The organism is Pseudomonas sp. SP16.1, assembly GCF_052682975.1.
Genome location: NZ_JBQYFZ010000001.1, coordinates 319123 through 342818, shown reverse-complemented (window position 1 = coordinate 342818; position 23696 = coordinate 319123). Strand labels below are relative to the sequence as shown.

The window sequence follows — 23696 nt, the reverse complement described above, 5'->3', positions numbered from 1 at the left end:
ATACCGCGACACGTTTCACCCTGTGGCTATCGCAACGGTGCGCCAAGATTATCCTTATTGGGCCGACCATATATGGTGATCGCCAAGGCTGGCATGCAGTGCGGCCCTGACATCGCCGGCGGATGCGCTAGCAGCAGCTATGCAGACGGCAACGGTGTTCTTCGAGCCCTTCTTTCGTTGCACCTCGATCTTGTAGGGATAAGTCCTGTTACCAATCGGCACCGCATCGACGTGCAATTTGTCGCTCTCGTACTGCGAGTTCTTCGTCCGATTTCTAAAGATCTTGGAAGTGTCGTCAATCGAGTCGATAAGCTCCTGCGCCTCTTGAAACAAGCGCGGCTCGATACTGATGTCCTCGAGACCACGCCCACCGGTAGGCGCCCCCTCATCGTTGATGTTTGGATTTAAAGCCATGCTTCGCTCCTTGAATAACCTGATCATGGTGAGTTGGCGGCGAGCAGCATCCCTGAGCCAAACTGCATGGACTAAATTCTGCGGATCGCTGGCGAGCCCCCGAGCCTTGCAGGGTAGTCGTACTTGGACCGTCATGCCCGACGACGCTTGGAGCGGCCGACTTCAATCCCCCGTCAACTCGTCCAGCACCCGGCGATACAGCCCCTGCAAGCGCTGCGTCTCTTCCTCGCCCAGTTGCTCCTGCTGCAGGCGCCTGTCGAACACCTCGGCGGCGGACAGTTCGTCCAGTGTCTCGCGCGCCTCGCTGGCCAGGCTGGCGGCGGCGTTGCCGCGTTCGCGGCGGATGCGCAGCACCTCCACCGGCAGCCCTTCGCACAGCGCGGCGATGCGGCTCTGCAGGTCGTTCAGGTAGTCGTCGCCGCGCACCTGCACCTCCAGCCATACCGGCCGCTCGACACTGCCCTGGGCGGCCTGTTCGACGATGGCACCCGCGAGTTCCGCGAGCGAGCCGCGCAGGCTGGCCAGGGGCTGGAAGCAGGGTACGGGCAGCGGCGTGACCGCCTGCAAAGCGCCGGCGCCGAACTCGACCAGCAGCACTTCCTTCTGCTGCCGCGCCTCGTCGAAGGACAATGCGATCGGCGAGCCGCAGTAGCGGATCTGCTCCAGGCCGGCGACCTTCTGCGGCCGGTGGATATGGCCCAGGGCGATGTAGTCGGCCGGCGGGAAGGCGCTGGTGGGAAAGGCCTCCAGGCTGCCGACGTAGATCTCGCGCACCGATTCGCTGGCGCTGGCGCCGACCGTGGTGAGGTGGCCGCTGGCAATGATCGGCAGGGCCAGGCCCAGTTCGGCACGGCGGGCCTCGGCCAGGGCGAACAGCGTCTGGTAGTGCTCGGCGATGGCCTGCTGCAGCGACTGCTGCTTTTCCTGCGCGCTCTGCCCGGCCTGGCTGGCCAGCACCTCGCGCGGGCGGATAAAGGGAATGGCGCAGAGGATGGCGCCCGGCGCGCCGGCGCGGTCGTGCAGCACCAGCAGCTGTTCGGCGGGGTCGAGGCCGACGCCGGGGACCACCCGCGCGCCGAGCTGGGCCAGCAGGGTTCTGCTCTCGCCGAGCATGGCCGGCGAGTCGTGGTTGCCGCCGAGCACGATCAGCGCGCAGCCGGCGTCGCGCAGCTCGACCACCAGGCGGTTGTACTGCTCGCGCGCATAGCTGGGCGGCGCGCCGGTGTCGAACACGTCGCCGGCGATCAGCAGCACGTCCACCGCGTGCGCCCGCACCTGTTCCAGCAGCCAGGCGCAGAATGCCTGATGCTCGGCCTGGCGGGTCTTGCCCATGAAGTGCTGGCCCAGGTGCCAGTCGGAGCTGTGCAGCAGGCGCAGGCTCACAGCGGCCACTCCTGCACCACCATATGGGTCTTGACCCGCTGCATCTGCGGGAAGGCCTCGAGGGCGTCGCGGATCTCGCTCAGGCGCGTCATCGAGGCCGCCTCGACGTACACCAGCATGTCGGTCTCGCCGCTGATGCCGCAGCAGCGGCGGATCTCCGGGTACAGGCGCATGCGCTCGACGTAGTCCTGGCAGCGGCCATCCTTGTAGAACAGCTCGAAGAAGGCCTTGACCGCGTCCGCCCCCGGCTCGGCGACCTGGGCGTGGTAGCCGCGGATCACCCCACCGTCTTCCAGTTGGCGGATGCGCTCGCTGACCGCCGAACGCGAGAGATTCACCTCGCGGGCGATCTGGCTGACGGGGGTGCGCGCATCGCGGCGCAGCAGGGCGAGGATCTGGCGGTCGAACTTGTCCACGGGGCTCTCGGGCGGCAATCGGATTGAAGGACAGAACCGCCGTTTCGCCGGCAAAAGCCGACGCCCTGCACGGGAGCGCCGGCTTACCATGGCGGGATTCTGCGCAAGGACACGAGCATACCCCATGAGTCGACTGAACAAGGAACTGGGCCTGCTGCAGGGCATCGCCCTGCTCAGCACCTCGCTGCTCGGCACCGGCATCTTCGTGGTGCCGGCGCTGGCCGCCACCGCCGCCGGGCAGGCTTCGCTATGGGCCTGGCTGGTGCTGATCGCCCTGGTGCTGCCGGTGGCCTTCACCTTCGCCCAGCTGGGCAAGCGCTTCCCCCATGCCGGCGGCGCGCCGCACCTGATCGGCCGCGCCTTCGGCCAGCGCCTGGAAGGGGTCAGCGCGCTGCTGTTTCTCGCCGTGCTGCCGGTCGGCCTGCCTGCCGCGCTGCATATCGCCAGCGGCTTCTGGCTGGCCCTGTTCGACCTCTCCAGCGCCGGGCTGCTGGCGATCCAGCTGGCCACCCTCGGCGTAATCCTGCTGCTCGGCCAGCGCCCGGCCAGGGCCTCGGGCGTGCTGCAGGGGCTGATCGCGGTGGCGATAGTCGCCAGCGTGGCGCTGGTCTGGTGGGTCGGCGACCTGCCACGCGCCAGCCAACCGCTGCTGCCGCCGCTGGGCGGCCAGTGGCAGCTGCTGCCGGCGGCGCTGGGGGTGATGTTCTGGTGCTTCGTCGGCATCGAGGCCTTCACCCACCTGGGTGAGGAGTTCAAGCGGCCCGAGCGCGATTTCCCCCTGGCCCTGCTGCTCGGCGTGCTGCTCGCCGGGCTGGTGTACTGGGCCTGTTCGGTGGCGGTACTGAGCTTCGCCACCTACGGCGACGTGCACAGCGACACCACCGCCTTGCCGCGGCTGTTCGAACTGCTGCTGGGCGAGCGTGCCCGCGTGCTGGTGGCGGTGGTCGGCTACCTGGCCTGCTTCGCCTCGATGAACGTGTATATCCAGGGTTTCGCCCGGCTGATCTGGAGCCTGGCCGACGAGGGCAAGCTGCCGGCGCCGCTGGCCAGGCGCAACGGCCACGGCGTGCCGGGACGCGCCATGCTGCTGGTGGTGATCAGCTGCGCGCTGTGCGCGGGGCTGGCGAGCGTGCTGCAGCTGTCGGTAGACGACCTGATCCGCTACGCCAACGGCAACTTCGTGCTGATCTATCTGCTCAGCATGGCCGCAGGCACGGTGCTGCTGCGCGGGGTGTGGCGCTGGCTGGGCGGGCTCGCCACGCTGCTGTGCGCCGCGGTGCTGGCGATGCTCGGCGGCGACGCGCTCTATGCGCTGGCCCTGCTCGGGCTGTTGCTGCTACTCGATCAGTTGCGCGCGGCGCATGGCCTGCGTCTGCCGAGCCGCTGAAGGGCACATCTAAAAACTACCTGCGTGGTCATCGCTGCGTTAAAAACAGGCTCAAAATGCTCATTTACAGCTCGTAAACTCCGCTTCTTCGCCTGTTTTTGCCTTGCGCTGACTGCCTCGGCTCGGGCTTCCTGCTTCGCTCTACCTCCTGCATCCATGCAGTCGTCGCCTACGTTTTTAGAAGGGCCCTGAAAAGACGTCGGCGCGGCATTAACCGCGCCGGCTCGATCAGCCGCGCGCGGCCTTGATCACTTCGATATAGGGCTCGGCGTTGCGCTGATCCTGGATCAGCGCGACGAAGTCGTGGCCCTTGGCGTCGGTGGCCGACAGATCGTAGCCGGCCGCGACGAAGAAGCCGACGAAGCGCTCGAAATCGTCGATGCGCAGGCCGCGATAGGCCTTGATCAGCTTGTGCAACGAGGGCGGCGTGGCGTCTGCCGGCTCCACCGCGAGAAACAGCTTGATGGACTCGTCGCCGATCTCTTCGCCAATCACCTGCTTCTTGTCTTTACGCATCGCCCGCTCCCGCCAAGCATTTCAGAGGGCCGGCAGTTTACCGCCGAGACCGGCGCGGCTCAACGCGCAGCAGCGCACGCTAACACGCATGCAACGCGCGCGACAGCCGACCTAGGTCATACCGCTGCGCCGCACCGCGCTCCTATAATGCGCCGAGCTATCCCGGAGCCATCATGTCTCGCCATTCCCTGCCGCTGTTCGCCGCCTGGCGCCAGACCCTGCGCGCCGGCTATTCCTGGAAGGCCCTGCGCGGCGACCTGAGCGCGGGGCTGACGGTGGGCATCATCGCCATCCCGCTGGCCATGGCGCTGGCCATCGCCGTCGGCGTGGCGCCGCAGCACGGCCTGTACACGGTGCTGATCGCCGCGCCGCTGATCGCCCTGTGCGGCGGCTCGCGCTTCAACATCTCCGGGCCGACCGCGGCCTTCGTGGTGATCCTGCTGCCGATCACCCAGCAGTACGGCCTCGGCGGCCTGCTGCTGTGCACCCTGCTGGCCGGGCTGATCCTGATCGCCATGGGCCTGCTGCGCGCCGGGCGGTTGATCGAGTTCGTGCCCTATCCGGTGACCCTGGGCTTCACCGCCGGCATCGGCATCGTCATCGCCATCCTGCAGATCAAGGATCTGCTCGGCCTCCAGCTCGCCGGCTCGCCGCAGCACCCGCTCGAGCAGCTCGGCCTGCTGGCCGGCGCGCTGCCCAGCCTGCAGCCGGGCGACAGCCTGGTCGGCATCGTCTGCCTGCTCACCCTGCTGCTGTGGCCGCGCCTGGCGCCGCGGATTCCCGCGCACCTGGTCGCCCTGACCCTCGGTACCCTGCTGGCGCTGGCCCTGGAACGCCTCGGCCTGCCGGTGGCGACCCTGGGCGAGCGCTTCAGCTATATGGTCGAGGGCGTCGAGCACCCCGGCATTCCGCCCTTCCTGCCCAGCCTGAGCCTGCCCTGGCTGCTGCCCGGTGCGGACGGTGAGCCGCTGACGCTATCGTTCGAGCTGATTCGCCAACTGCTGGCGCCGGCCTTCGCCATCGCCATGCTCGGCGCCATCGAATCGCTGCTCTGCGCCGTGGTCGCCGACGGCATGAGCGGCAGCAAGCACGATCCCAACGCCGAGCTGATCGGCCAGGGCCTGGGCAACCTGGCGGCACCTTTCTTCGGCGGCATCACCGCCACCGCGGCGATCGCCCGCACCGCCGCCAACGTGCGCGCCGGCGCCTTCTCGCCGCTGGCGGCGCTGATCCACGCCGGCGTGGTGCTGGCGGCGATCCTGCTGCTGGCGCCGCTGTTCAGCTACCTGCCGATGGCGGCGCTGGCGGCCCTGCTGCTGATGGTGGCGTGGAACATGAGCGAGCCGCATCACGTCGCCCACACCCTGCGCATCGCCCCGCGCGGCGACGTGCTGGTGCTGCTCACCTGCCTGCTGCTGACGGTGCTGTTCGACATGGTGCTGGCGGTCGGCGTCGGCCTGCTGCTGGCCGCCGGGCTGTTCATCAAGCGCATGAGCGAGCTGACCGATACCGCCGCCCTGAGCCGGCGCCAGCGCCAGGTTCTGCAGGACCTGCCCGAGCATGTGCTGGCCTACGCCATTCGCGGGCCGCTGTTCTTCGGTGCGGCGGAGAAGGCGCTGAGCGTGCTGCGCCGCCTCACTCCGGGGGTGCGGGTGGTGATAGTCGACATCAGCGCGGTGCCGCTGCTGGACATGACCGCCATCGCCGCGCTGGACAACGTGCTGCGCGACTATCGCCAGCAGGGCGTGGCGCTGATCCTCAGCGGCCCGACCGCGCAGGTGCGCCTGCAGCTGCGCCGCGCCGGCGTGCACCGCCGCGAGAACGAACTGGCCTACGTGCGCGACCTGCCGCAGGCGCGGGAGAAGGCGCTGCGCTGGCTGGACGCTGGCGACGGCGTGTGACCGCGGGGGGCGTCCCGCGCGCCGGCCGGGCATCCGCAGGACGACGAATCGGGACAGGCGCGGCGATGCGGGCCAGACCGCTTCTAGGCGCAGGCGACGGCTGCCAGCGCTACCGGCCGGGTCAGCTCGGCCAGGGCCTGGCTGGCTTCGGCCCCGGTGTGTGGAAAGACGAAGGCCAGCCCCTGACCGTCGCGCCGCAGCGGCAACAGGTGTAGCGGCGGCAGTGCGCCGGTCAACAGCTGCCAGCCGCGCCAGGGCAGTTCGGCCGGCAGATCGCCCTGCAGGCGCCCGCCGAAGAAGCCCAGTTCGCTCAACTCCACCGGCCACTGCTGGCCGCTGGCGTGACGCAGCAGTGCCTGACGCTGGCGCGGCGCCAGGCGCGGCTCGCAGCGTTTTTCCAGACCCAGCAGTCGTTCGCGCGGCAGCACCATGCTGCCCGGGCTGCGACGCGGCAGCGCGCGCGCGCCGAGAAACGGCCGATAGAGCGCGGCACAGGCTTCGCGGCGCTCGAACTGGGCGAGATGATCGGCCCGCTGCACCACGGCGCACTCGGCCTGAGCGCAGGCCGCGGCGAAATGGGCGTGCTCCCAGGGCTGGGTGAAATGATCGTGCTCACCGGCCAGTACCAGGGTCGGGCACTGCGGATGCCGGCGGAAACCCTGGAAGTCCAGCAGGCGCCGGCTGTTCTGCCGGTAGCGCTCCACCTCGGCCGGACTCAGGCGCTGCAGCTGACGCAGCAGTGCCTTGCGAAATACCGGCGCGACGCCGGTGTCGTCCAGGTGCAGCGGATTGAGCAGGCCGCTCAGCGCGCCCTGGGCGAACTCGCCGACGCGTCCCTCTGCGAGCAGCGCCAGCCCCTCTTCCAGCATCAGTCGCGCACCGGGGCGGCCAAAGGCGGTGATCCCGGCCAGCAACAGGCGCGCACAACGCTGCGGGTGGCGCGCGGCGAACAGGGCGGCCAGCGCCGAACCGTAGGACAGGCCGATCGGCATCAGCGGCGGCAGTTGCAGCTGCTCGGCGAAGGCGGCGATCAGGTCGGCCAGTTGCTCCAGGCCGAGTTCCGGCGCCAGCTGCAGGTTGCCGCCCTGGCTGGGCAGGTCGAGCAGGATCAGCGGATGCCCGGCGAGCAGCTCGTCGACCTCGGCGGCGAAGGAGCGAAAGCTCTGGAACGCGCCGCCGAGCAGCAGCACCGGCGCGCGCGCATCCCGCTCGCGGCGCGCATAGGCCTGGTAGTGCAGGCGCCAGGTGCCGATATCCATGATCCGGGGCGTATCGGCGAGCAGGGCTGGGCTGTAGTCGGTGCGGTAACGCATGGCATGCACTCCGGCAGTTCTTGTTGTTCTCGAGCCAGGTCAGGGCGGTCGCGGTGGCGGGCGGCGCCGCGCCTCATCCGCGATATTCGCGATGATATCGTTCCCGCAGAGGCCGGATCGGTGCAGCAGCGACCAGGACATAACCCATGGATTGGCTCCTACAGCCCGATCGAAGCCTCGCCAGCCGAGGGCCGCACGCTGCAGCCAAGCGAGCATCTCGGATGGAGCCTGGCTCGAAGGTAAACACCGCGGCGTTTTTTGTTTACCCAACCTTCGGGCGGGCCGCGCCGGCGGATGTCACCGTTGCGCCCTGGGGCCTGCCGCCACGCGATGGTCGTGGTTACCGGCGCGCGCCGGCGGACGCGCTGTCTACCGGCGACAGCTGTTCGCAGGCACAGGCGGTCGCCTGCGGGAGGCGCGTTGGCGGCGATCCCTGGTAGCCAGGTGGATGGGCCGGCGTCGCTGACAAAGCCCCCGCCATGCCCCAGACGCCGACCGCTTACCGGACGCCGCTGGGCGCGGGCTTGCAGGCTCGCTATAATCAGCCCCTTTTTTCAACTGCCAGACCTCCGCCGCCATGACCGAGTCCGTGCACGCTTACATGACCCGCCTGGGCCAGGCCGCCCGCCAGGCCTCGCGGGTGCTCGCCCGCGCCAGCACCGCGCAGAAGAACCGCGCCCTGCAGGCCGCCGCCGCCGCCCTCGACGCCGCCCGCGCCGAACTGACCGCCGCCAACGAGCTGGACCTGGCCGCCGGCCGCGCCAGTGGCCTGGAACCGGCCATGCTCGACCGTCTGGCGCTGACGCCGGCGGTGATCGACGGCATGATCGAGGGCCTGCGCCAGGTGGCGACCCTGCCCGACCCGATCGGCGAGATCCGTGACATGCGCTACCTGCCGTCCGGCATCCAGGTCGGCAAGATGCGCGTGCCGCTGGGGGTGATCGGCATCATCTACGAGTCGCGGCCCAACGTGACCATCGACGCCGCCAGCCTGTGCCTGAAGTCCGGCAACGCCACCATCCTGCGTGGCGGCTCGGAGGCGATCCACTCCAACCGCGCCATCGCCGCCTGCATCCAGCAGGGCCTGGCCGAGGCCGGGCTGCCGGCCGCCTGCGTGCAAGTGGTGGAGACCACCGACCGCGCCGCGGTGGGCGAGCTGATCGCCATGCCGGAATTCGTCGACGTGATCGTGCCGCGCGGCGGCAAGGGCCTGATCGAGCGCATCAGTCGTGATGCCAAGGTGCCAGTGATCAAGCATCTGGACGGCGTCTGCCATGTGTATGTGGACATGGCCGCCGACCTCGACAAGGCCATCCGCGTCTGCGACAACGCCAAGACCCAGCGCTATTCGCCGTGCAACGCCATGGAAACCCTGCTGGTGCACAAGGATATCGCCGCCCGCGTGCTGCCGCCGCTGGCCGCCATCTACCGCGACAAGGGGGTGGAACTGCGGGGTGACGCTGCTACCCGCGAACTGCTCGGCAGCGATGTGCTGGTGGCCAGCGAGGACGACTGGTTCGCCGAGTACAACGCGCCGATCCTGGCGATTCGCATCGTCGAGTCGCTGGAGGCGGCCATCGAGCACATCAACCACTACGGTTCGCAACACACCGACGCGATCATCACCGAGAACTTCAGCGATGCGCGGCGCTTCCTCACCGAGGTGGACTCCGCCTCGGTGATGGTCAACGCCTCGACCCGCTTCGCCGACGGCTTCGAGTACGGCCTGGGCGCGGAGATCGGCATTTCCACCGACAAGCTGCACGCCCGCGGCCCGGTCGGCCTGGAGGGGCTGACCAGCGAGAAGTACGTGGTGTTCGGCGACGGACACATTCGCACCTGATGGCCAAGCCCGACGACGCCCGGTGCAGCGGCGCCCGACGCATCGGCCTGCTCGGCGGCACCTTCAACCCGGTGCATATCGGCCACCTGCGCGCGGCGCTGGAGGTTGCCGAGTTCATGGACCTGGACGAGCTGCGCCTGGTGCCCAGCGCGCGCCCGCCGCATCGCCAGGCGCCGCAGGTGAGCGCCGAGCAGCGTCTGGCCATGGTCCGCCTGGCGGTGGCCGGCGAGCCGCGGCTCAAGGTCGACGACCGCGAGCTCAGACGGGACAAGCCGTCGTACACGATCGATACCCTGGAATCGTTGCGCGCCGAGCTGGCGGCGGACGACCAGCTGTTTCTCCTGCTCGGCTGGGATGCCTTCTGCGGCCTGCCGAGCTGGCACCGCTGGCAGGAGCTGCTCGAGCACTGCCACCTGCTGGTGCTGCAGCGCCCGGACGCCGACAGCGAGGCGCCCGAGGCGCTGCGCGACCTGCTGGCGGCGCGCAGCGTCAGCGACCCGCTGAGCCTTAACGGGCCCGGCGGGCACATCAGTTTCATCTGGCAGACGCCGCTGGCGGTGTCCGCCACGCAGATTCGCCAGTTGCTGGCGGCCGGGCGCTCGGTGCGTTTCCTGCTGCCGGATGCGGTACTGGCCTATATCCAGGCGCAGGGGCTGTACCCTGCGCTCCATGCTTGAAGCGTCGCGCGGTTGCGCAGGCGTCCCATTACACGAGGCAAACGGGTCATTTATGAAGAAGCAACAGATGCCCAGCGAAGAGCTGGTCAAGATCGCCGTCGCGGCGCTGGAAGAGATCAAGGCGACCGACATCACCGTGATCGACGTCAAGGACAAGACCAGCATCACCGATTTCATGGTGATCGCCAGCGGCAGCTCCAGCCGCCAGGTCAAGTCGCTGGTGGACAACGTACTGGAGAAGGTCAAGGAACGCGGCGTGCGCCCGATCGGCAGCGAAGGCCTGGACGCCGGCGAATGGGCCCTGCTCGACCTGGGCGACATCGTCGTCCACGTGATGCTGCCCACCGCGCGCCAGTTCTACGATCTCGAGCGCCTGTGGCAGGGCGCCGAGCAGAGCCGCGCCCAGCACTCGGCCGAGTAAACGCAAGCCGTGCGGATCAAGCTGATCGCCGTCGGTTCGCGCATGCCGCGCTGGGTCGAGGAGGGCTGGCAGGAGTACGTCAAGCGCCTGCCGGCCGAGCTGCCGCTGGAGCTGGTGGAAATCCCGCTGAACACGCGCGGCAAGAACGCCGACGTCGCCCGCCTGATCCGTCAGGAGGGCGAGGCCATGCTGAGCAAGGTGCAGCCGGGCGAACGCATCGTCACGCTGGAGGTCCATGGCAAGCCATGGAGCACCGAGCAGCTGGCGGCGGAGCTGGAGCGCTGGCGCCTGGATGCACGCAACGTCAACCTCATGGTCGGCGGCCCCGAGGGGCTGGCGCCTGAGGTCTGTGCGCGCAGCCAGCAGCGCTGGTCGCTGTCGCCGCTGACCCTGCCGCACCCGCTGGTGCGCATCCTGCTCGGCGAGCAGATATACCGGGCCTGGACCGTGTTGTCCGGCCATCCCTATCACAAATAGCCAGCCGTAGCCGATGCCGCAGCCGATTCGCCTCAAGGACCACGAAAGGGACGCCCGCCTGGTGCGCCGCCGCGTGCTGGTCGGCGCCTGCGCGATCCTGCTGGCGACTGCTGCGCTGGTGGCGCGCATGTACTACCTGCAGGTGGTGCAGTTCGAGCATCACACCACCCTGGCGGAGAACAACCGCATCCACGTGCAGCCGATTCCGCCAACCCGCGGGCTGATCTTCGACCGCAACGGCGTGATCATCGCCGACAACCGCCCCAGCTTCAGCCTCACCGTGACCCGCGAGCGCGCCGGCGACTGGCAGCAGGTGCTCGACGTGGTGGTCGAGGTGCTGGAGCTGTCGGCGGACGAGCGTGCGCTGTTCGACAAGCGCGTGCGCCAGGGGCGGCGGCCGTTCGAGCCGGTACCGATCCTGTTCGAGCTGTCCGAGGAGCAGATCGCCCGCATCGCGGTCAACCAGTTCCGCCTGCCCGGCGTCGAGGTGGCGGCGCAGCTGGTGCGGCACTACCCGCAGAAGGAGCACTTCGCCCATTCGGTGGGCTACGTCGGACGGATCAACGAGCAGGAGCTCAAGCGCCTGGACCCCACCGACTACGCCGGCACCCACCATATCGGCAAGACCGGCATCGAGCGCTTCTACGAGGACGAACTGCACGGCGAGGTCGGCTACGAGGAAGTCGAGACCAACGCCCGCGGCCGTGTGCTGCGGGTGCTTAACCGGATCGACCCGAAGCCGGGCAAGGACATAGTGCTGAGCCTCGACGTGCGCCTGCAGGAGGCCGCCGAGCAGGCCCTGGGCGGGCGCCGCGGCGCGGTGGTGGCGATCCAGCCGCAGACCGGCGAGGTGCTGGCGATGGTCAGCCAGCCCAGCTTCGATCCCAACCCCTTCGTCACCGGCATCAGCTTCAAGGCCTATGGCGAGCTGCGCGATTCCATCGACCAGCCGCTGTACAACCGCGTGCTGCGCGGTCTCTACCCACCGGGTTCGACCATCAAGCCGATGGTGGCGGTGGCCGGTCTGGATGCCGGCGTAGTCACGCCCACCTCGCGGGTGTTCGACCCCGGCTTCTACCAGTTGCCCAACCACAGCCACAAGTACCGCAACTGGAACCGCAGCGGCGATGGCTGGGTCGACCTCGACCTGGCCATTTCCCGCTCCAACGACACCTATTTCTACGACCTGGCGCACAAGATGGGCGTCGACCGCATGCACGACTACATGAGTCGCTTCGGCCTGGGCCAGCGCGTGGCGCTGGACATGTTCGAGGAAACCGCCGGGTTGATGCCCTCGCGCGACTGGAAGCGGGCGCGCTATCGCCAGCCCTGGTACCCGGGCGAGACGCTGATCCTCGGCATCGGCCAGGGCTACATGCAGACCACACCGCTGCAACTGGCCCAGGCCACCGTGCTGATGGCCACCCGCGGCAAGTGGATTCGCCCGCACCTGGCCAGGAGCATCGATGGCGCGCAGCCGAACGACCCCAACCCCATGCCGGATATCGTCCTGCGCGACCCGAAGTTCTGGGACTACGGCCGCCACGGCATGGAGCAGGTGCTGCACGGCCCACGCGGCACCGCACGCAAGGTCGGCGACAGCGCGGTCTATCGCATCGCCGGCAAGAGCGGCACGGCCCAGGTGGTGGCGATCAAGCAGGGTGAGAAGTACGACCGCGAGAAACTGCAGGAACGCCACCGCGACCACGCCCTGTTCGTCGCCTTCGCTCCGGCCGAGAGCCCGCAGATCGCCGTGGCGGTGATGGTGGAGAACGGCGAGTCGGGCTCCGGCGTGGCCGCACCGGTGGTCAAGCAGGTGATGGACGCCTGGCTGCTGGACGACAGCGGCCAGCTCAAGGCCGAATACGCACCGCCGACGAGTGCCGAGGTCAGCCAGCGATGAAGAGCAATTTCGACCGTACCCTGTCCGACGAGGACGTGCTGCGTCGCCGCGCCGGCCTGTTGCAGCGCCTGCACATCGATGGCTGGCTGCTGCTGCTGCTGCTGATCCTCGGCGCCGGCAGCCTGTTCATTCTCTATTCGGCCAGCGGCAAGAACCTCGACCTGCTGCTCAAGCAGGCCACCTCGTTCGGCATCGGCATGGCCGGCATGCTGGTGATCGCCCAGTTCGACCCGCGCTTCATGGCGCGCTGGGTACCGCTGGCCTACGTGGTCGGGGTGGCGTTGCTGATGGTGGTGGAAGTGATGGGCCACACCGCGATGGGCGCCACGCGCTGGATCAACATCCCCGGGGTGATCCGCTTCCAGCCCTCGGAAATCCTCAAGATCATCATGCCGATGACCGTTGCCTGGTACCTGGCCAAGCGCAGCCTGCCGCCGCGGCCGAAGCATGTTCTCGTCTGCCTGGCGATGATCGGCGTGCCCTTCGTGCTGATCCTCAAGCAGCCGGACCTGGGCACCTCGCTGCTAATCCTCGCCTCGGGCGCCTTCGTGGTGTTCATGGCCGGCCTGCAGTGGCGCTGGATCGTCGGCGCCGTGGCGGCGGTGGTACCGATCGCGGTGGGCATGTGGTACTTCGTCATGCACGATTACCAGAAGCGCCGCGTGCTGACCTTCCTCAACCCGGAGAGCGATCCGCTGGGCTCGGGCTGGAACATCATCCAGTCCAAGGCGGCCATCGGCTCCGGCGGCGTGCTGGGCAAGGGCTGGCTGCTGGGCACCCAGTCGCACCTGGATTTTTTGCCGGAAAGCCATACGGACTTTATCATTGCCGTGCTCGCCGAGGAGTTCGGCCTGGTCGGCGTCTGCCTGCTGCTGCTGCTGTACCTGCTGCTGATCGCGCGCGGCCTGGTGATCACCGCCCAGGCGCAGACGCTGTTCGGCAAGCTGCTGGCGGGCGCGCTGACCATGACCTTCTTCGTCTACGTGTTCGTCAACATCGGCATGGTCAGCGGCCTGTTGCCAGTAGTGGGGGTGCCGCTGCCGTTCATTAGCTACGGCGGAACTTCGCTGGTGACGCTGCTGTCCGGTTTTGGGGTCTTGATGGCGATCCACACCCATAGAAAGTGGATCGCACAGGTTTGATTGGGGTAACGAATTCAATGTATCTACTGCGCGGCTGGGCAGCTCGGACGCTTGTGGGGATCGGCCTGGCGGGGGCGTGTGGCGCACAGGCGCTGGCCGCCGATTACGACGGCTCGCCGCAGGTGGCCGAATTCGTCGAGGAGATGACCCGCGACTACGGCTTCGCCGGCGAGCAACTGCTCGCGCTGTTCGCCGAAGTGGAGCGCAAGCAGGCGATTCTCGATGCCATCTCGCGCCCGGCGGAGAAGACCAAGCCGTGGAAGGACTATCGGCCGATCTTTATCACCGACAAGCGTATCGCCCAGGGTGTGTCGTTCTGGAAAGAGCACCAGGCCGCGCTGGACAAGGCCGAAGCCGAATACGGCGTGCCGGCGCAGTTCATCGTCGCCATCATCGGCGTGGAAACCTTCTATGGCGGCAACACCGGCAGCTGGCGGGTGATGGACGCGCTGTCGACCCTGGCCTTCGACTACCCGCCGCGCGCGCCGTTCTTTCGCAAGGAGCTGCGCGAGTTCCTCATGCTGACCCGCGAGGAGCAGGTCGACCCGCTCACGCTCAAGGGCTCCTACGCCGGCGCCATGGGCCTGCCGCAGTTCATGCCGAGCAGCTTCCGCGCCTACGCGGTGGATTTCGACGGCGACGGCCATATCAATATCTGGGGCAACCCCACCGACGCCATCGGCAGCGTCGCCAGCTATTTCAAGCGCCACGGCTGGCAGGCCGGCGGCCAGGTGGCCAGTCGCGCCCAGGTCAGCGGTGCGCGCATCGCCGAGGGCCTGAGCGAGGGCCTCGATCCGGCGAAGAACGTCGCCGAACTGCGCGCGCTGGGCTGGCAGCCGCAGGAGCAACTGGCCGATGACCTGCCGGTGACCGCCTTCCGCCTGGAAGGCGCCGAGGGCGACGAGTACTGGCTGGGTCTACCCAACTTCTACACCATCACCCGTTACAACCGCAGCGTGATGTATGCCATGGCGGTCAACCAACTGGCCGAACTCCTGGTCGAAGCGCGGGGTACGCGATGAACCGTCAGCCACTGTTGTCCCTGGCAGCCTGCGTGGCCGCCGCGCTGCTGCTGGCCAGCTGCTCGTCCAACCGCGCACCGCAGAGCGTGCCTGCCCAGGGCCAGAGCGCGGGAATTTCCGGCCCCGGTGACTTCAGCCGGCCGCACAAGGACGGCGCGCCCTGGTGGGACGTCGACGTGTCGCGGATTCCCGACGCCATCCCCATGCCGCATTACGGGCCGGTCAAGGCCAGCCCCTACGTGGTGTTCGGCAAGCAGTACTACCCGATCCAGGACGCCCGGCGCTACCAGGCGGTAGGCCCGGCTTCCTGGTACGGCACCAAATTCCACGGCCAGGCCACCGCTAACGGCGAAACCTACGACCTGTACGGCATGACCGCGGCGCACAAGACCCTGCCGCTGCCCAGCTACGTGCGGGTGACCAACCTGGAAAACGGCAAGACGGTGATCCTGCGGGTCAACGACCGTGGCCCGTTCTACTCCGACCGCATCATCGACCTGTCCTTCGCCGCGGCGAAGAAGCTCGGCTATGCCGAGAAGGGCACCGCGCGGGTCAAGGTCGAGGGCATCGATCCGCATGAATGGTGGGCGCAGCAGGGACGCCCGGTGCCGCTGGTACTGGCCAGCAACCAGCCGGCCAAGGGCATCACCGCACAAGCGGTCGCCCAGCCGGTCGCGCAGGTGGTCGAGCAGTATTCGCCGCCGCCGCAGCAGCACGCCGCGGCCGTGGTGCCGGTGCAGATCGACGCAAAAAAAAACGATTCACTCGCAGCCTCTGGCCTGTATCTCCAAGTGGGAGCCTTCGCCAATCCGGACGCTGCGGAGCTGCTCAAGGCCAAGCTGAGCCAGACGATCAGTGCCCCGGTGTTCATCAGCTCAGTGGTGCGCGACCAGCAGATTCTGCACCGCGTACGGCTGGGACCGATCGCCAGCCAGGGCGAGGTTGAGCAACTGCAGAGCAGCGTGCGCCTGGCCAATCTGGGCCAACCGACCCTGGTGCGCGCCGACTGACGGCACTAAACCGGCATTGGCCGGACTAAATCCCGGATTCGCCGCTCGCGGCGAACCGAGCGATGGCCCCAGGTGGGCCGCTTCACAACCCAAAGCAACGACTTTCGAGAGACGGATGAACATCACCAGCTTCGCGCAACGTGCTTCCCTGTTCCTGACCCTCCTGGCCGCGCCGCTCGCCTGGGCCAGCCAGCAGGTGATTCCTGCGCCGCCGCAACTGGCGGCGACCTCCTATGTGCTGATGGACGCCGCCAGCGGCAACGTGCTGGTCGAGAGCGACGGCGACAAGCGTCTGCCGCCGGCCAGCCTGACCAAGCTGATGACCGCCTATATCGCCACGCTGGAGATCAACCGCGGGCAGATCAAGGAAAGCGACATGGTGCGCATCAGTGAGAAGGCCTGGCGCATGGGCGGCTCCAAGATGTTCATCGAGGTGGGCAAGGAGGTCTCGGTCGACGATCTGCTGCACGGCATCATCATCCAGTCCGGCAACGATGCCAGCGTGGCGCTGGCCGAGCACATCGCCGGCAGCGAAGAGGCTTTCGCCGACATGATGAACAGCCACGCCCAGCGCCTCGGCCTGAACAACAGCCACTTCATGAACGCCACCGGCTGGCCGGACCCGGAGCACTATTCCTCGGCGCATGACATGGCCAAGCTGGCACGCGCGATCATCTTCGAGGACCAGGCGCACTATGCCATCTACGCGCAGAAGGAATTTCTCTGGAACGGCATCAAGCAGCCCAACCGCAACCTGCTGCTGTGGCGCGACAAGACCGTCGACGGCCTGAAGACCGGCCACACCGAGGAAGCCGGCTACTGCCTGGTGGCGTCCGCCGTGCGCGACGGCCAGCGCCTGATCGCCGCGGTGTTCGGCACCGTCAGCGAACAGGCCCGCGCCGCCGAGGTGCAGAAACTGCTGACCTACGGCTTCCGCTTCTTCGAGACCCGCACCTTCTACCAGAAGGGCGCCGAGCTGGCCCAGGCCGACGTGTGGAAGGGCGTCAGCCGTCAGGTCAAGGCCGGCCTGGCCGAGGACCTGACCATGACCCTGCCGAAAGGCCAGCTGGAGAAGCTGCAGGCGAGCATGACCGTCAACCCGCAGCTGATCGCGCCGATTCAACAGGGCGACGTGATCGGCAAGGTGGAGGTCAAGCTGGGTGACGAGGTGGTGCACAGCGCCGACCTGGTGGCCCTGGAAGGTGTCGAGGAAGGCGGCTTGCTGCGTCGCCTGTGGGACAGCATCAGGCTGTTCTTCTTCGGCCTGTTCAACTGATAGCGCCCGGCCGTTCCAATCCGGAACGGCCCTTTTTTGCGATGGGCACAAGCCATGACCGATAGCGACGTTCAAGCTCCGAAAATCGAATTCCCCTGCGAGCGTTACCCGATCAAGGTGATCGGCACCGCCGGCGAAGGCTTTTCCGACCTGGTGATCGAAGTGATCCAGCGCCATGCGCCGGACCTGGATGCCTCCAGCCTGGTGATCCGCGACAGCCGCAACGGCAACTTCCTCTCGGTGCAGGTGCTGATCACCGCCACCAGCGTCGAGCAGCTGCAGGCGATTCACGTCGATCTGCGCGCCACCGGCCGCGTGCATATGGTGCTGTGATACCCATGGCCGAGCTCGTCGTTCGTCACCTGGGGCTGGTCGAGTATCAGCCAACGCTGGAGGCCATGCGCCAGCTGACGGTCGAGCGCGACGCGCAGACGCCCGACGAGATCTGGCTGCTGCAGCACCCGAAGGTATTCACCCAGGGCCAGGCCGGCAAGGCCGAGCACCTGCTGGCACCGGGCGACATCCCGGTGGTGCAGGTCGAGCGCGGCGGCCAGGTGACCTATCACGGCCCCGGCCAGCTGGTGGCCTACCTGATGCTCGATCTGCGCCGCCTGGACCTGGGCGTGCGCGATCTGGTCACCGCCATGGAGCAGAGCCTGGTCGATCTGCTGGCCGGTTATGGCATCGAGGCGGCGCCCAAGGCCGACGCGCCGGGTGTCTATGTGGCAGGCGACAAGATCGCCTCGCTGGGCCTGCGGGTCAGCCGCGGCTGCTCGTTCCACGGCCTGGCGCTCAACGTGGACATGGACATGACGCCCTTCCTGCGTATCAATCCGTGCGGCTATGCCGGGCTGAAGATGGTGCAGATGCGTGATCTGCTCGCCACTCCGCCTGCTCTCGATGAGGTGGCGCAGCGCCTGGAGCAGGCGCTACGCAAAAGATTGGGTTACGCCTAGGATGTCGCGGGGCCGCCTGGGCGGTTCGATATCAGCGATTTCTCGGTGCGCACGGCGCACCCTACGGGACGTCAGGGTTAGCCGAAGGTGCCATGCGTAGGGTGCGCCGCGCGCACCAATAAGCTCGCGGCTCTCCCTAAGGTCCGTTGCAACGAAAAAGGGACGCCGAGGCGTCCCTTTCGTTTGTCCTGAAGATCCGGCTCAGTTCAGGTTCAGTGCCGGAATCAGGCTGGCGTCGACTTCCTGGCCCGGTACCGGCACCGGTGCGGCCAGACCCAGGTTGTTCTTCTCGAACACCCGGTCGGCGCGGTAGCTGGAGCGCACCAGCGGGCCGGCGGCGACTTCCATGAAGCCCTTTTCCAGGCCTATGTCGCGGAAACGGTTGAACTCTTCCGGGCTGACCCAGCGCTTGACCGGCAGGTGGTTGCGCGTCGGCTGCAGGTACTGGCCCAGGGTGAGGATGTCCACGCCGATGGCGCGCAGGTCGTCCATGGTCTCCAGAACTTCCTCGTCGGTCTCGCCCAGGCCGAGCATCAGACTGGTCTTGGTCAGCACGTCCGGCCGGTGCTTCTTGGCATGCTCGAGGACCTTGAGGGTCTTCTCGTAGCCGGCACGCGGGTCGCGTACCACATGGGTCAGGCGCTTGACCGTCTCGACGTTCTGCGCGAATACCTCGAGGCCCGAATCCACCACGCGCTCGATGGCCTGCTGGTCGCCGTCGAAGTCCGGGGTCAGGGCTTCGACCACCACCTGCGGGGTGTTTTCCTTGATCGCCCGCACGCAGGCCGCATAGTGACTGGCGCCGCCGTCCTCCAGATCGTCGCGGTCCACCGAGGTCAGCACGATGTAGCGCAGCGCCATCAGCTCCACCGATTTGGCGGTGTTCTGCGGCTCTTCCAGATCCAGCCAGCCATTGGGGTTGCCGGTATCCACCGCGCAGAAGCGGCAGGCGCGGGTGCATACCGAGCCCATCAGCATGATGGTGGCGGTGCCGTTGGACCAACACTCGCCCATGTTCGGGCAGTGCGACTCCTGGCACACGGTGCTCAGGCGATGTTCGCCGACGTTGCGCTTGACCGCCTCGAAGCGGCTGCCGCCGGGCGCCTTGACTCGCAGCCACTTGGGCTTGGGTTCGAACACCTGGGGTTCGGCCGAGGTGCGGCGCTTCTGGCCATCCTTGATCGCGGTGATGCCCTGAGCGGTGCGGAACTTGTCGCCGCTGGCAACGGGTTTGGGCGAGGACGTATCTGACATCGGAAATCTGGACTCCGGTAGAGGCTCAGTAGGCGGGGCTTGTGGGCCGCCGCGCAGTCTACCACAGATGGCCCCGGTCAAAGCTTGGCCCGCGCCGGCCGGACGTCGCATTCACAGGAGCCTTGCGCCTGGCTGCATCAACCATGCCTTGAGACACCTGCCACATCTCCGGGCGACCGCCGCACAAGGCCGAGGCCGGCGCGCACGATGCCAGCTACGACGCATCGCCCTGCAACTGCTCCAGCATGGCCTGGAGCTGCTCGAGACGCTGTCCGGGGTCGTCCTGCTGCAACAGCTGCAGCTTCTGTCCCGGTTCCAGCGGCAACAGGTAGGCCAGCTGGTTGGCCAACTGTTGCTGGCCGCCGACGGCACCGCCCATGCCCAGCCCCGCCACCAACGGATGCTCGGCCAGCGCCGTCAGCAGCGCGGCGAGATCGGCATGCCGGGCCTGCAAGGGGCAATCCCCGACCTCTGCCAACCAGTCCACCTCGGCGATGGTCAACTGGTCCGGCAGCACCTGGGCGCTGCGCACCATGAAGCGCCGGCCGCCCTCGACGCGAATGCCCAGCAGGCCGTTGGGCCGCTGCTGGAAGTCGCGCACCAGCGCCTCGCAGCCGAGTGCGGCGAAGCGGCTGGCGGCCTCGCCGACCTCCTCGCCCTCAACGATGCACACCACGCCGAAACCGCTGCCCTGTTTCATGCAGCGGCTGATCATGTCCAGGTAGCGCGCCTCGAATATCTGCAGATCGAGCATGCAGCCGGGGAACAGCACGGTGTTGAGAGGGAACAGCGGCAGAGTCATCGTCACCTCACAGCAGCAGAACAATGGCCAGCGGCAACAGCACCGCGGTGATCACCCCCATCAGGCTCATGGCCAGGGCGGCGAAGGCGCCGCATTCGTCGCTCTCCTGCAGCGCCCGCGCCGTGCCCACCGCATGGGCGGTAATGCCGAGGGCCATGCCCAGCGCCGCCGGATGGCGCACGCCGCACAGGCGCAGCAGCGCTGGCCCGATCATCGCGCCGATGACCCCGGTGAGCATCACGAACACCGCCGCCAGCGCGGCGATGCCGCCGATCTGCTCGGCCACCAGCATGGCGATCGGCGAGGTCACCGACTTCGGCGCCATGCTCATCAGCATCAGCCGCTCGGCGCCGAACAGCCAGGCCAGCCCGGCACCCAGCACGGTGGCCAGGGTACCGGCGAGCAGCAGGGTCAGCACGATCGGCCAGAACAGCTGACGGATGCGCCGCAGGTTCAGGTACAGCGGTATCGCCAGGGCCACGGTCGCCGGGCCGAGCAACAGCGTCAGCACCGCGACGCTGCTCTTGTACTCGGCGAAGCTCAGCCCGCAGACCAGCAGGATGGCGATCACCGTGAGCATGGATACCAGCACCGGCTGCAGGAATACCCAGCGGGTCTTCTCATAGGCGGCGATGGCCAGCTGATAGGCGCCCAGGGTGATGCCGACGCCGAACAGCGGGTGGTGGATCAGCGCCTGCCAGGCGCCCAGCCAATCCGGATTCATGCGTCCTCCCGCCGTTGCTGGCGCTCGATCAGCTTCTGCATCAGCCAGCCGGCGAAGGCCACCGACAGCAGCAGCGACAGCAGCAGCGCACCGGCCACCGCCCAGAAGTCGGCGAGAATGGCGCTGGCATAGGCCATCACGCCCACCGCCGGTGGCACCAGGATCAGCGGCAGGTACTTGAGCAGGCTGCTGGAGGCGATGCTGAGCGGCTCGCCCACCTCGCCGCGGAGCAGGAGAAAGGCGAACAGCAGCAGCATGCCGATGATCGGCCCCGGCAGCATGGGCAGCAGCAGGACGTTGAGGGCGGTACCGAGCAACTGGCACAACACCAGCCAGGACAGGCCGCGAAGCAGCATGGGAACATCTCCGAAACGTGCGCACCCGGCACCGCTGCCGATGACAGGGGTATCCAGGCAATCTTGAGGGCATGCCGGCCATTATAGGCGCGATGGCCCCTGCAGTGCCTCGCCTGCCCGTTCATACCGCGCCATTCAGCGCGCCCAGGTAGGCTTGACCCGCTGCTGGCCGCGTGGTGATCTAGCCTGCAACGGTTCCACGCAAAAATAACAACACCCCGCGTCCTCAAGGAGGAACTATGCCGTTCGTACCCGTAGCAGAGCTCAAGGACTATGTTGGCAAGGAACTCGGCAAGTCCGAGTGGCTGACCATCGACCAGCAACGCATCAACCAGTTCGCCGAATGCACCGGCGACCACCAGTTCATTCACGTCGATCCGGAGAAGGCCAAGCTGACCCCCTTCGGCACTACCATCGCCCACGGTTTCCTGTCGTTGTCGCTGGTGCCGATGCTGATGGAAGACATCATGATCATGCCTCAGGGCCTGAAGATGGCGGTCAACTACGGCCTCGACAGCGTGCGCTTCATCCAGCCGGTCAAGGTCGACTCCAGGGTTCGCCTGACGCTGAGCCTGACCGATGCCAGCGAGAAGAATCCTGGCCAGTGGCTGCTCAAGGCGCGCGCCGTGCTGGAGATCGAAGGCCAGGAGAAACCGGCCTATGTCGCCGAACCGCTGACCCTCTGCTTCGTGTGACCCGCCGCGGGGCGCCCTGCCGCCCCGCCCGCGCTTGCGGCATACTGGCGGGCATTGCTCCGACTCGGATGTCCGTCATGAAGCCGCTCGCGCCGCGCCTGCTCCCCCTCTGCCTGTCCCTGCTCCTCGCCGGCTGCGACGACGCACGCCAGTTGTTGCCGGCCGATGCCGTGCTGCCCGACGGCGCGCAGTACCGCGGCGAGATAATCGACGGCCTGCTGCAAGGCCCGGGGCGCCTGGATTACCGCAACGGCAGCCGGTTCGTCGGTCAGTTCAAGGACGGCCTGCTGGATGGTCCCGGCGAATGGCAGGGTCCAAGCGGCGAGCACTACCAGGGCGAATTCCGCGACGGCCTGTTCCACGGCAGCGGCACCCTCACCTACGGCGACGGTAGCAGTTATCGGGGCGGCTTCGCGCTGGGCCGTTTCAACGGCGAAGGACGCCTGGAGCAAGATGGCCAGCGCTATCGGGGCGAGTTTCTCGATGATCGTTTCCATGGCCTGGGTCACCTGGAGCAGGGTGACGGCAGCAGCTTCCAGGGCCGGTTCGCGGCGGGTCAGCCCGAAGGCCAGGGGGTGCGCCGTGACGCCTATGGCAACCAGTTCAGCGGCCTGTTCAGCCAGGGCCGGCTCAACGGCCAGGGCAGCTACACCGGTGCCGACGGCGATACCTACAGCGGCGGCTTCAAGGACGACGAGTTTCACGGCAAGGGACGCTATCAGAACGCCGCGGGCGATGTCTGGAGCGGCGAGTTCGTCGATGGCGCGCTCAGCGGCCCCGGCGAGTACATCGGCAGCGACGGCAGCCGCTATGTCGGCCAGTTCGAGGAGTGGCGCTACCAGGGCGAGGGGCTGCTGACCCTGGCCGATGGCAGTCACTACCAGGGCCAGTTCGTCGCCGGCGACTATGCCGGCGCGGGCACCCTGACCCTGGCCGACGGCAGCCGCCAGGCCGGTACCTGGCAACGCGGCCGGCGCGTGCGCGACGAGCACGGCCAGGCCCTGCCCGATGCCCTGGAACTGGGCCTGCTGCAGCAGGGACGGCTGCTCGACGAAGCCATCGCCGCGCTGCCCGCCTCCACCCCCGCGCGCGAGCTCTACACCCTGACCCTGGCCGGCGACGGCAAGCAGAGCGTATTCATGCGCGAGGCCGACTACGTCAGCCGCCTGCTGCGCGAGCGTTTCGGCGCCCATGGCAGCATCAGCCTGATCAACCACCGCGACCACCTGGCCGATCGCCCGCTGGCCACCCGCGAGACCCTCACCCGCGCCGTGCAGGCCCTGGCCGAGCGCAGCGGCGAGGAAGACCTGGTGTTCATCTACCTGACCAGCCACGGCTCGCGCGAGCACGAGCTCAACCTCGACCAGCCGCGCCTGCAGCTGGCCGACCTGCCCGCCAGCGAGCTGGCTGCCCTGCTCGCCCCGCTCAAGCAGCGCAGCAAGGTGGTGGTGATCTCGGCCTGCTATTCCGGCGGCTTCATCCCGCTGCTCAAGGACGCCAGGACCCTGGTGATGACCGCCGCGCGCGCCGACCGGGTATCCTTCGGCTGCGCGGAAGAAAACGACTTCACCTATTTCGGCCGCGCCCTGTTCGCCGAGGCCCTCGGCGAAACCGACAACCTCGAGCGCGCCTTCGAGTTGGCCAAGGAACGCGTCGCCGAACGCGAACAGGCCGATGACCATCAACCCTCCGAACCGCAGATCTGGGCCCCGCGCGGCGTGCTCCAGCACTGGCGCAGCCTGCGCCAGAGCCAGGCCGAGCGCGCCCTCGGCGCAGTGGCCAACAGCGCCCCGCGCGACTAGGACGCC

General features: G+C 67.8%; 24 protein-coding genes. 15 read left to right on the top strand and 9 right to left on the bottom strand.

Annotation, left to right across the window (positions count from 1 at the left end; translation table 11 throughout):
• Positions 1-54: 54 nt before the first annotated feature.
• The 3 genes from ACUTAF_RS01715 to ACUTAF_RS01705 all read right to left on the bottom strand — a co-directional run bounded on the left by ACUTAF_RS01715 (position 55) and on the right by ACUTAF_RS01705 (position 2213).
• Positions 55-414: a hypothetical protein gene (locus tag ACUTAF_RS01715; protein WP_021444210.1), complete on the bottom strand. Its 360-nt coding sequence runs from the start codon at positions 412-414 to the stop codon at positions 55-57.
• 162 nt (positions 415-576) lie between these two features.
• Positions 577-1791 carry an exonuclease subunit SbcD gene (gene sbcD / locus ACUTAF_RS01710; protein WP_445582383.1) on the bottom strand — a complete coding sequence of 405 codons (1215 nt, stop codon included), beginning with the start codon at positions 1789-1791 and terminating at the stop codon, positions 577-579.
• 2 nt (positions 1792-1793) lie between these two features.
• Complete coding sequence (locus ACUTAF_RS01705) at positions 1794-2213, bottom strand: Lrp/AsnC family transcriptional regulator (protein WP_445578348.1); 420 nt, start codon at positions 2211-2213, stop codon at positions 1794-1796.
• A gap of 124 nt (positions 2214-2337) precedes the next feature.
• On the opposite strand from ACUTAF_RS01705, the gene yjeH reads away from it, so the two are divergent.
• The gene (gene yjeH / locus ACUTAF_RS01700; protein ID WP_445578347.1) at positions 2338-3600 is read left to right on the top strand and encodes an L-methionine/branched-chain amino acid transporter; all 1263 of its coding nucleotides are present in this window, start codon (positions 2338-2340) and stop codon (positions 3598-3600) included.
• A 228-nt stretch (positions 3601-3828) separates the two neighbouring features.
• On the opposite strand, the gene ACUTAF_RS01695 is transcribed toward yjeH, so the two are convergent.
• Positions 3829-4116, bottom strand: coding sequence for a PA4642 family protein (locus ACUTAF_RS01695; protein ID WP_445578346.1), 288 nt, complete (start codon positions 4114-4116; stop codon positions 3829-3831).
• 173 nt (positions 4117-4289) lie between these two features.
• Between ACUTAF_RS01695 and dauA the strand changes: the two genes are divergently transcribed.
• On the top strand, positions 4290-6017 hold the full coding sequence (dauA, locus tag ACUTAF_RS01690; RefSeq protein WP_445578345.1) for a C4-dicarboxylic acid transporter DauA: 1728 nt from the start codon (positions 4290-4292) through the stop codon (positions 6015-6017).
• Positions 6018-6100: 83 nt separating this feature from the next.
• On the opposite strand, the gene ACUTAF_RS01685 is transcribed toward dauA, so the two are convergent.
• Positions 6101-7330, bottom strand: coding sequence for an alpha/beta fold hydrolase (locus ACUTAF_RS01685; RefSeq protein ID WP_445578344.1), 1230 nt, complete (start codon positions 7328-7330; stop codon positions 6101-6103).
• A gap of 577 nt (positions 7331-7907) precedes the next feature.
• Here ACUTAF_RS01685 and ACUTAF_RS01680 point away from each other — a divergent pair.
• From ACUTAF_RS01680 to lipB, 11 genes are all read left to right on the top strand, one after another.
• Complete coding sequence (locus ACUTAF_RS01680; RefSeq protein WP_445578343.1) at positions 7908-9173, top strand: glutamate-5-semialdehyde dehydrogenase; 1266 nt, start codon at positions 7908-7910, stop codon at positions 9171-9173.
• Complete coding sequence (nadD, locus tag ACUTAF_RS01675) at positions 9173-9850, top strand: nicotinate-nucleotide adenylyltransferase (RefSeq protein ID WP_445578342.1); 678 nt, start codon at positions 9173-9175, stop codon at positions 9848-9850. The genes ACUTAF_RS01680 and nadD overlap by 1 nt, the downstream gene beginning before the upstream one ends.
• Before the next feature lie 67 nt (positions 9851-9917).
• Positions 9918-10271, top strand: coding sequence for a ribosome silencing factor (gene rsfS, locus ACUTAF_RS01670; protein ID WP_445582382.1), 354 nt, complete (start codon positions 9918-9920; stop codon positions 10269-10271).
• Between the two features lie 9 nt (positions 10272-10280).
• Positions 10281-10748, top strand: a complete 468-nt coding sequence (gene rlmH / locus ACUTAF_RS01665; RefSeq protein WP_445578341.1) for a 23S rRNA (pseudouridine(1915)-N(3))-methyltransferase RlmH — start codon at positions 10281-10283, stop codon at positions 10746-10748.
• 13 nt (positions 10749-10761) lie between these two features.
• Positions 10762-12651, top strand: a complete 1890-nt coding sequence (gene mrdA / locus ACUTAF_RS01660) for a penicillin-binding protein 2 (RefSeq protein ID WP_445578340.1) — start codon at positions 10762-10764, stop codon at positions 12649-12651.
• 38 nt (positions 12652-12689) lie between these two features.
• A complete protein-coding gene (gene rodA, locus ACUTAF_RS01655; protein ID WP_445582381.1) occupies positions 12690-13793 on the top strand; it encodes a rod shape-determining protein RodA in 1104 nt (367 codons plus the stop codon).
• Between the two features lie 17 nt (positions 13794-13810).
• Complete coding sequence (gene mltB, locus ACUTAF_RS01650) at positions 13811-14815, top strand: lytic murein transglycosylase B (protein ID WP_445578339.1); 1005 nt, start codon at positions 13811-13813, stop codon at positions 14813-14815.
• Complete coding sequence (locus tag ACUTAF_RS01645) at positions 14812-15825, top strand: septal ring lytic transglycosylase RlpA family protein (protein WP_445578338.1); 1014 nt, start codon at positions 14812-14814, stop codon at positions 15823-15825. The genes mltB and ACUTAF_RS01645 overlap by 4 nt, the downstream gene beginning before the upstream one ends.
• 115 nt (positions 15826-15940) lie before the next feature.
• Positions 15941-17101 (top strand): D-alanyl-D-alanine carboxypeptidase family protein, encoded by a 1161-nt coding sequence (locus ACUTAF_RS01640; protein WP_445578337.1) that lies wholly within the window; start codon positions 15941-15943, stop codon positions 17099-17101.
• 54 nt (positions 17102-17155) lie between these two features.
• Entirely contained in the window at positions 17156-17434 is a 279-nt protein-coding gene (locus ACUTAF_RS01635) for a DUF493 domain-containing protein (protein ID WP_445578336.1), read from the top strand.
• Between the two features lie 5 nt (positions 17435-17439).
• Complete coding sequence (gene lipB / locus ACUTAF_RS01630) at positions 17440-18057, top strand: lipoyl(octanoyl) transferase LipB (RefSeq protein WP_445578335.1); 618 nt, start codon at positions 17440-17442, stop codon at positions 18055-18057.
• A gap of 201 nt (positions 18058-18258) precedes the next feature.
• On the opposite strand, the gene lipA is transcribed toward lipB, so the two are convergent.
• From lipA to ACUTAF_RS01610, 4 genes are all read right to left on the bottom strand, one after another.
• On the bottom strand, positions 18259-19311 hold the full coding sequence (gene lipA / locus ACUTAF_RS01625) for a lipoyl synthase (protein WP_445578334.1): 1053 nt from the start codon (positions 19309-19311) through the stop codon (positions 18259-18261).
• Positions 19312-19525: 214 nt separating this feature from the next.
• A complete protein-coding gene (locus tag ACUTAF_RS01620) occupies positions 19526-20113 on the bottom strand; it encodes an LON peptidase substrate-binding domain-containing protein (RefSeq protein WP_445578333.1) in 588 nt (195 codons plus the stop codon).
• Between the two features lie 7 nt (positions 20114-20120).
• Positions 20121-20837, bottom strand: a complete 717-nt coding sequence (locus ACUTAF_RS01615; RefSeq protein WP_445578332.1) for an LrgB family protein — start codon at positions 20835-20837, stop codon at positions 20121-20123.
• Positions 20834-21193: a CidA/LrgA family protein gene (locus tag ACUTAF_RS01610; protein WP_445578331.1), complete on the bottom strand. Its 360-nt coding sequence runs from the start codon at positions 21191-21193 to the stop codon at positions 20834-20836. The genes ACUTAF_RS01615 and ACUTAF_RS01610 overlap by 4 nt, the downstream gene beginning before the upstream one ends.
• Positions 21194-21432: 239 nt before the next feature.
• On the opposite strand from ACUTAF_RS01610, the gene ACUTAF_RS01605 reads away from it, so the two are divergent.
• Both ACUTAF_RS01605 and ACUTAF_RS01600 read left to right on the top strand, forming a co-directional pair.
• Positions 21433-21888 carry a MaoC family dehydratase gene (locus tag ACUTAF_RS01605; RefSeq protein ID WP_445578330.1) on the top strand — a complete coding sequence of 152 codons (456 nt, stop codon included), beginning with the start codon at positions 21433-21435 and terminating at the stop codon, positions 21886-21888.
• A gap of 77 nt (positions 21889-21965) precedes the next feature.
• On the top strand, positions 21966-23690 hold the full coding sequence (locus tag ACUTAF_RS01600; RefSeq protein ID WP_445578329.1) for a C13 family peptidase: 1725 nt from the start codon (positions 21966-21968) through the stop codon (positions 23688-23690).
• Positions 23691-23696: the final 6 nt, after the last annotated feature.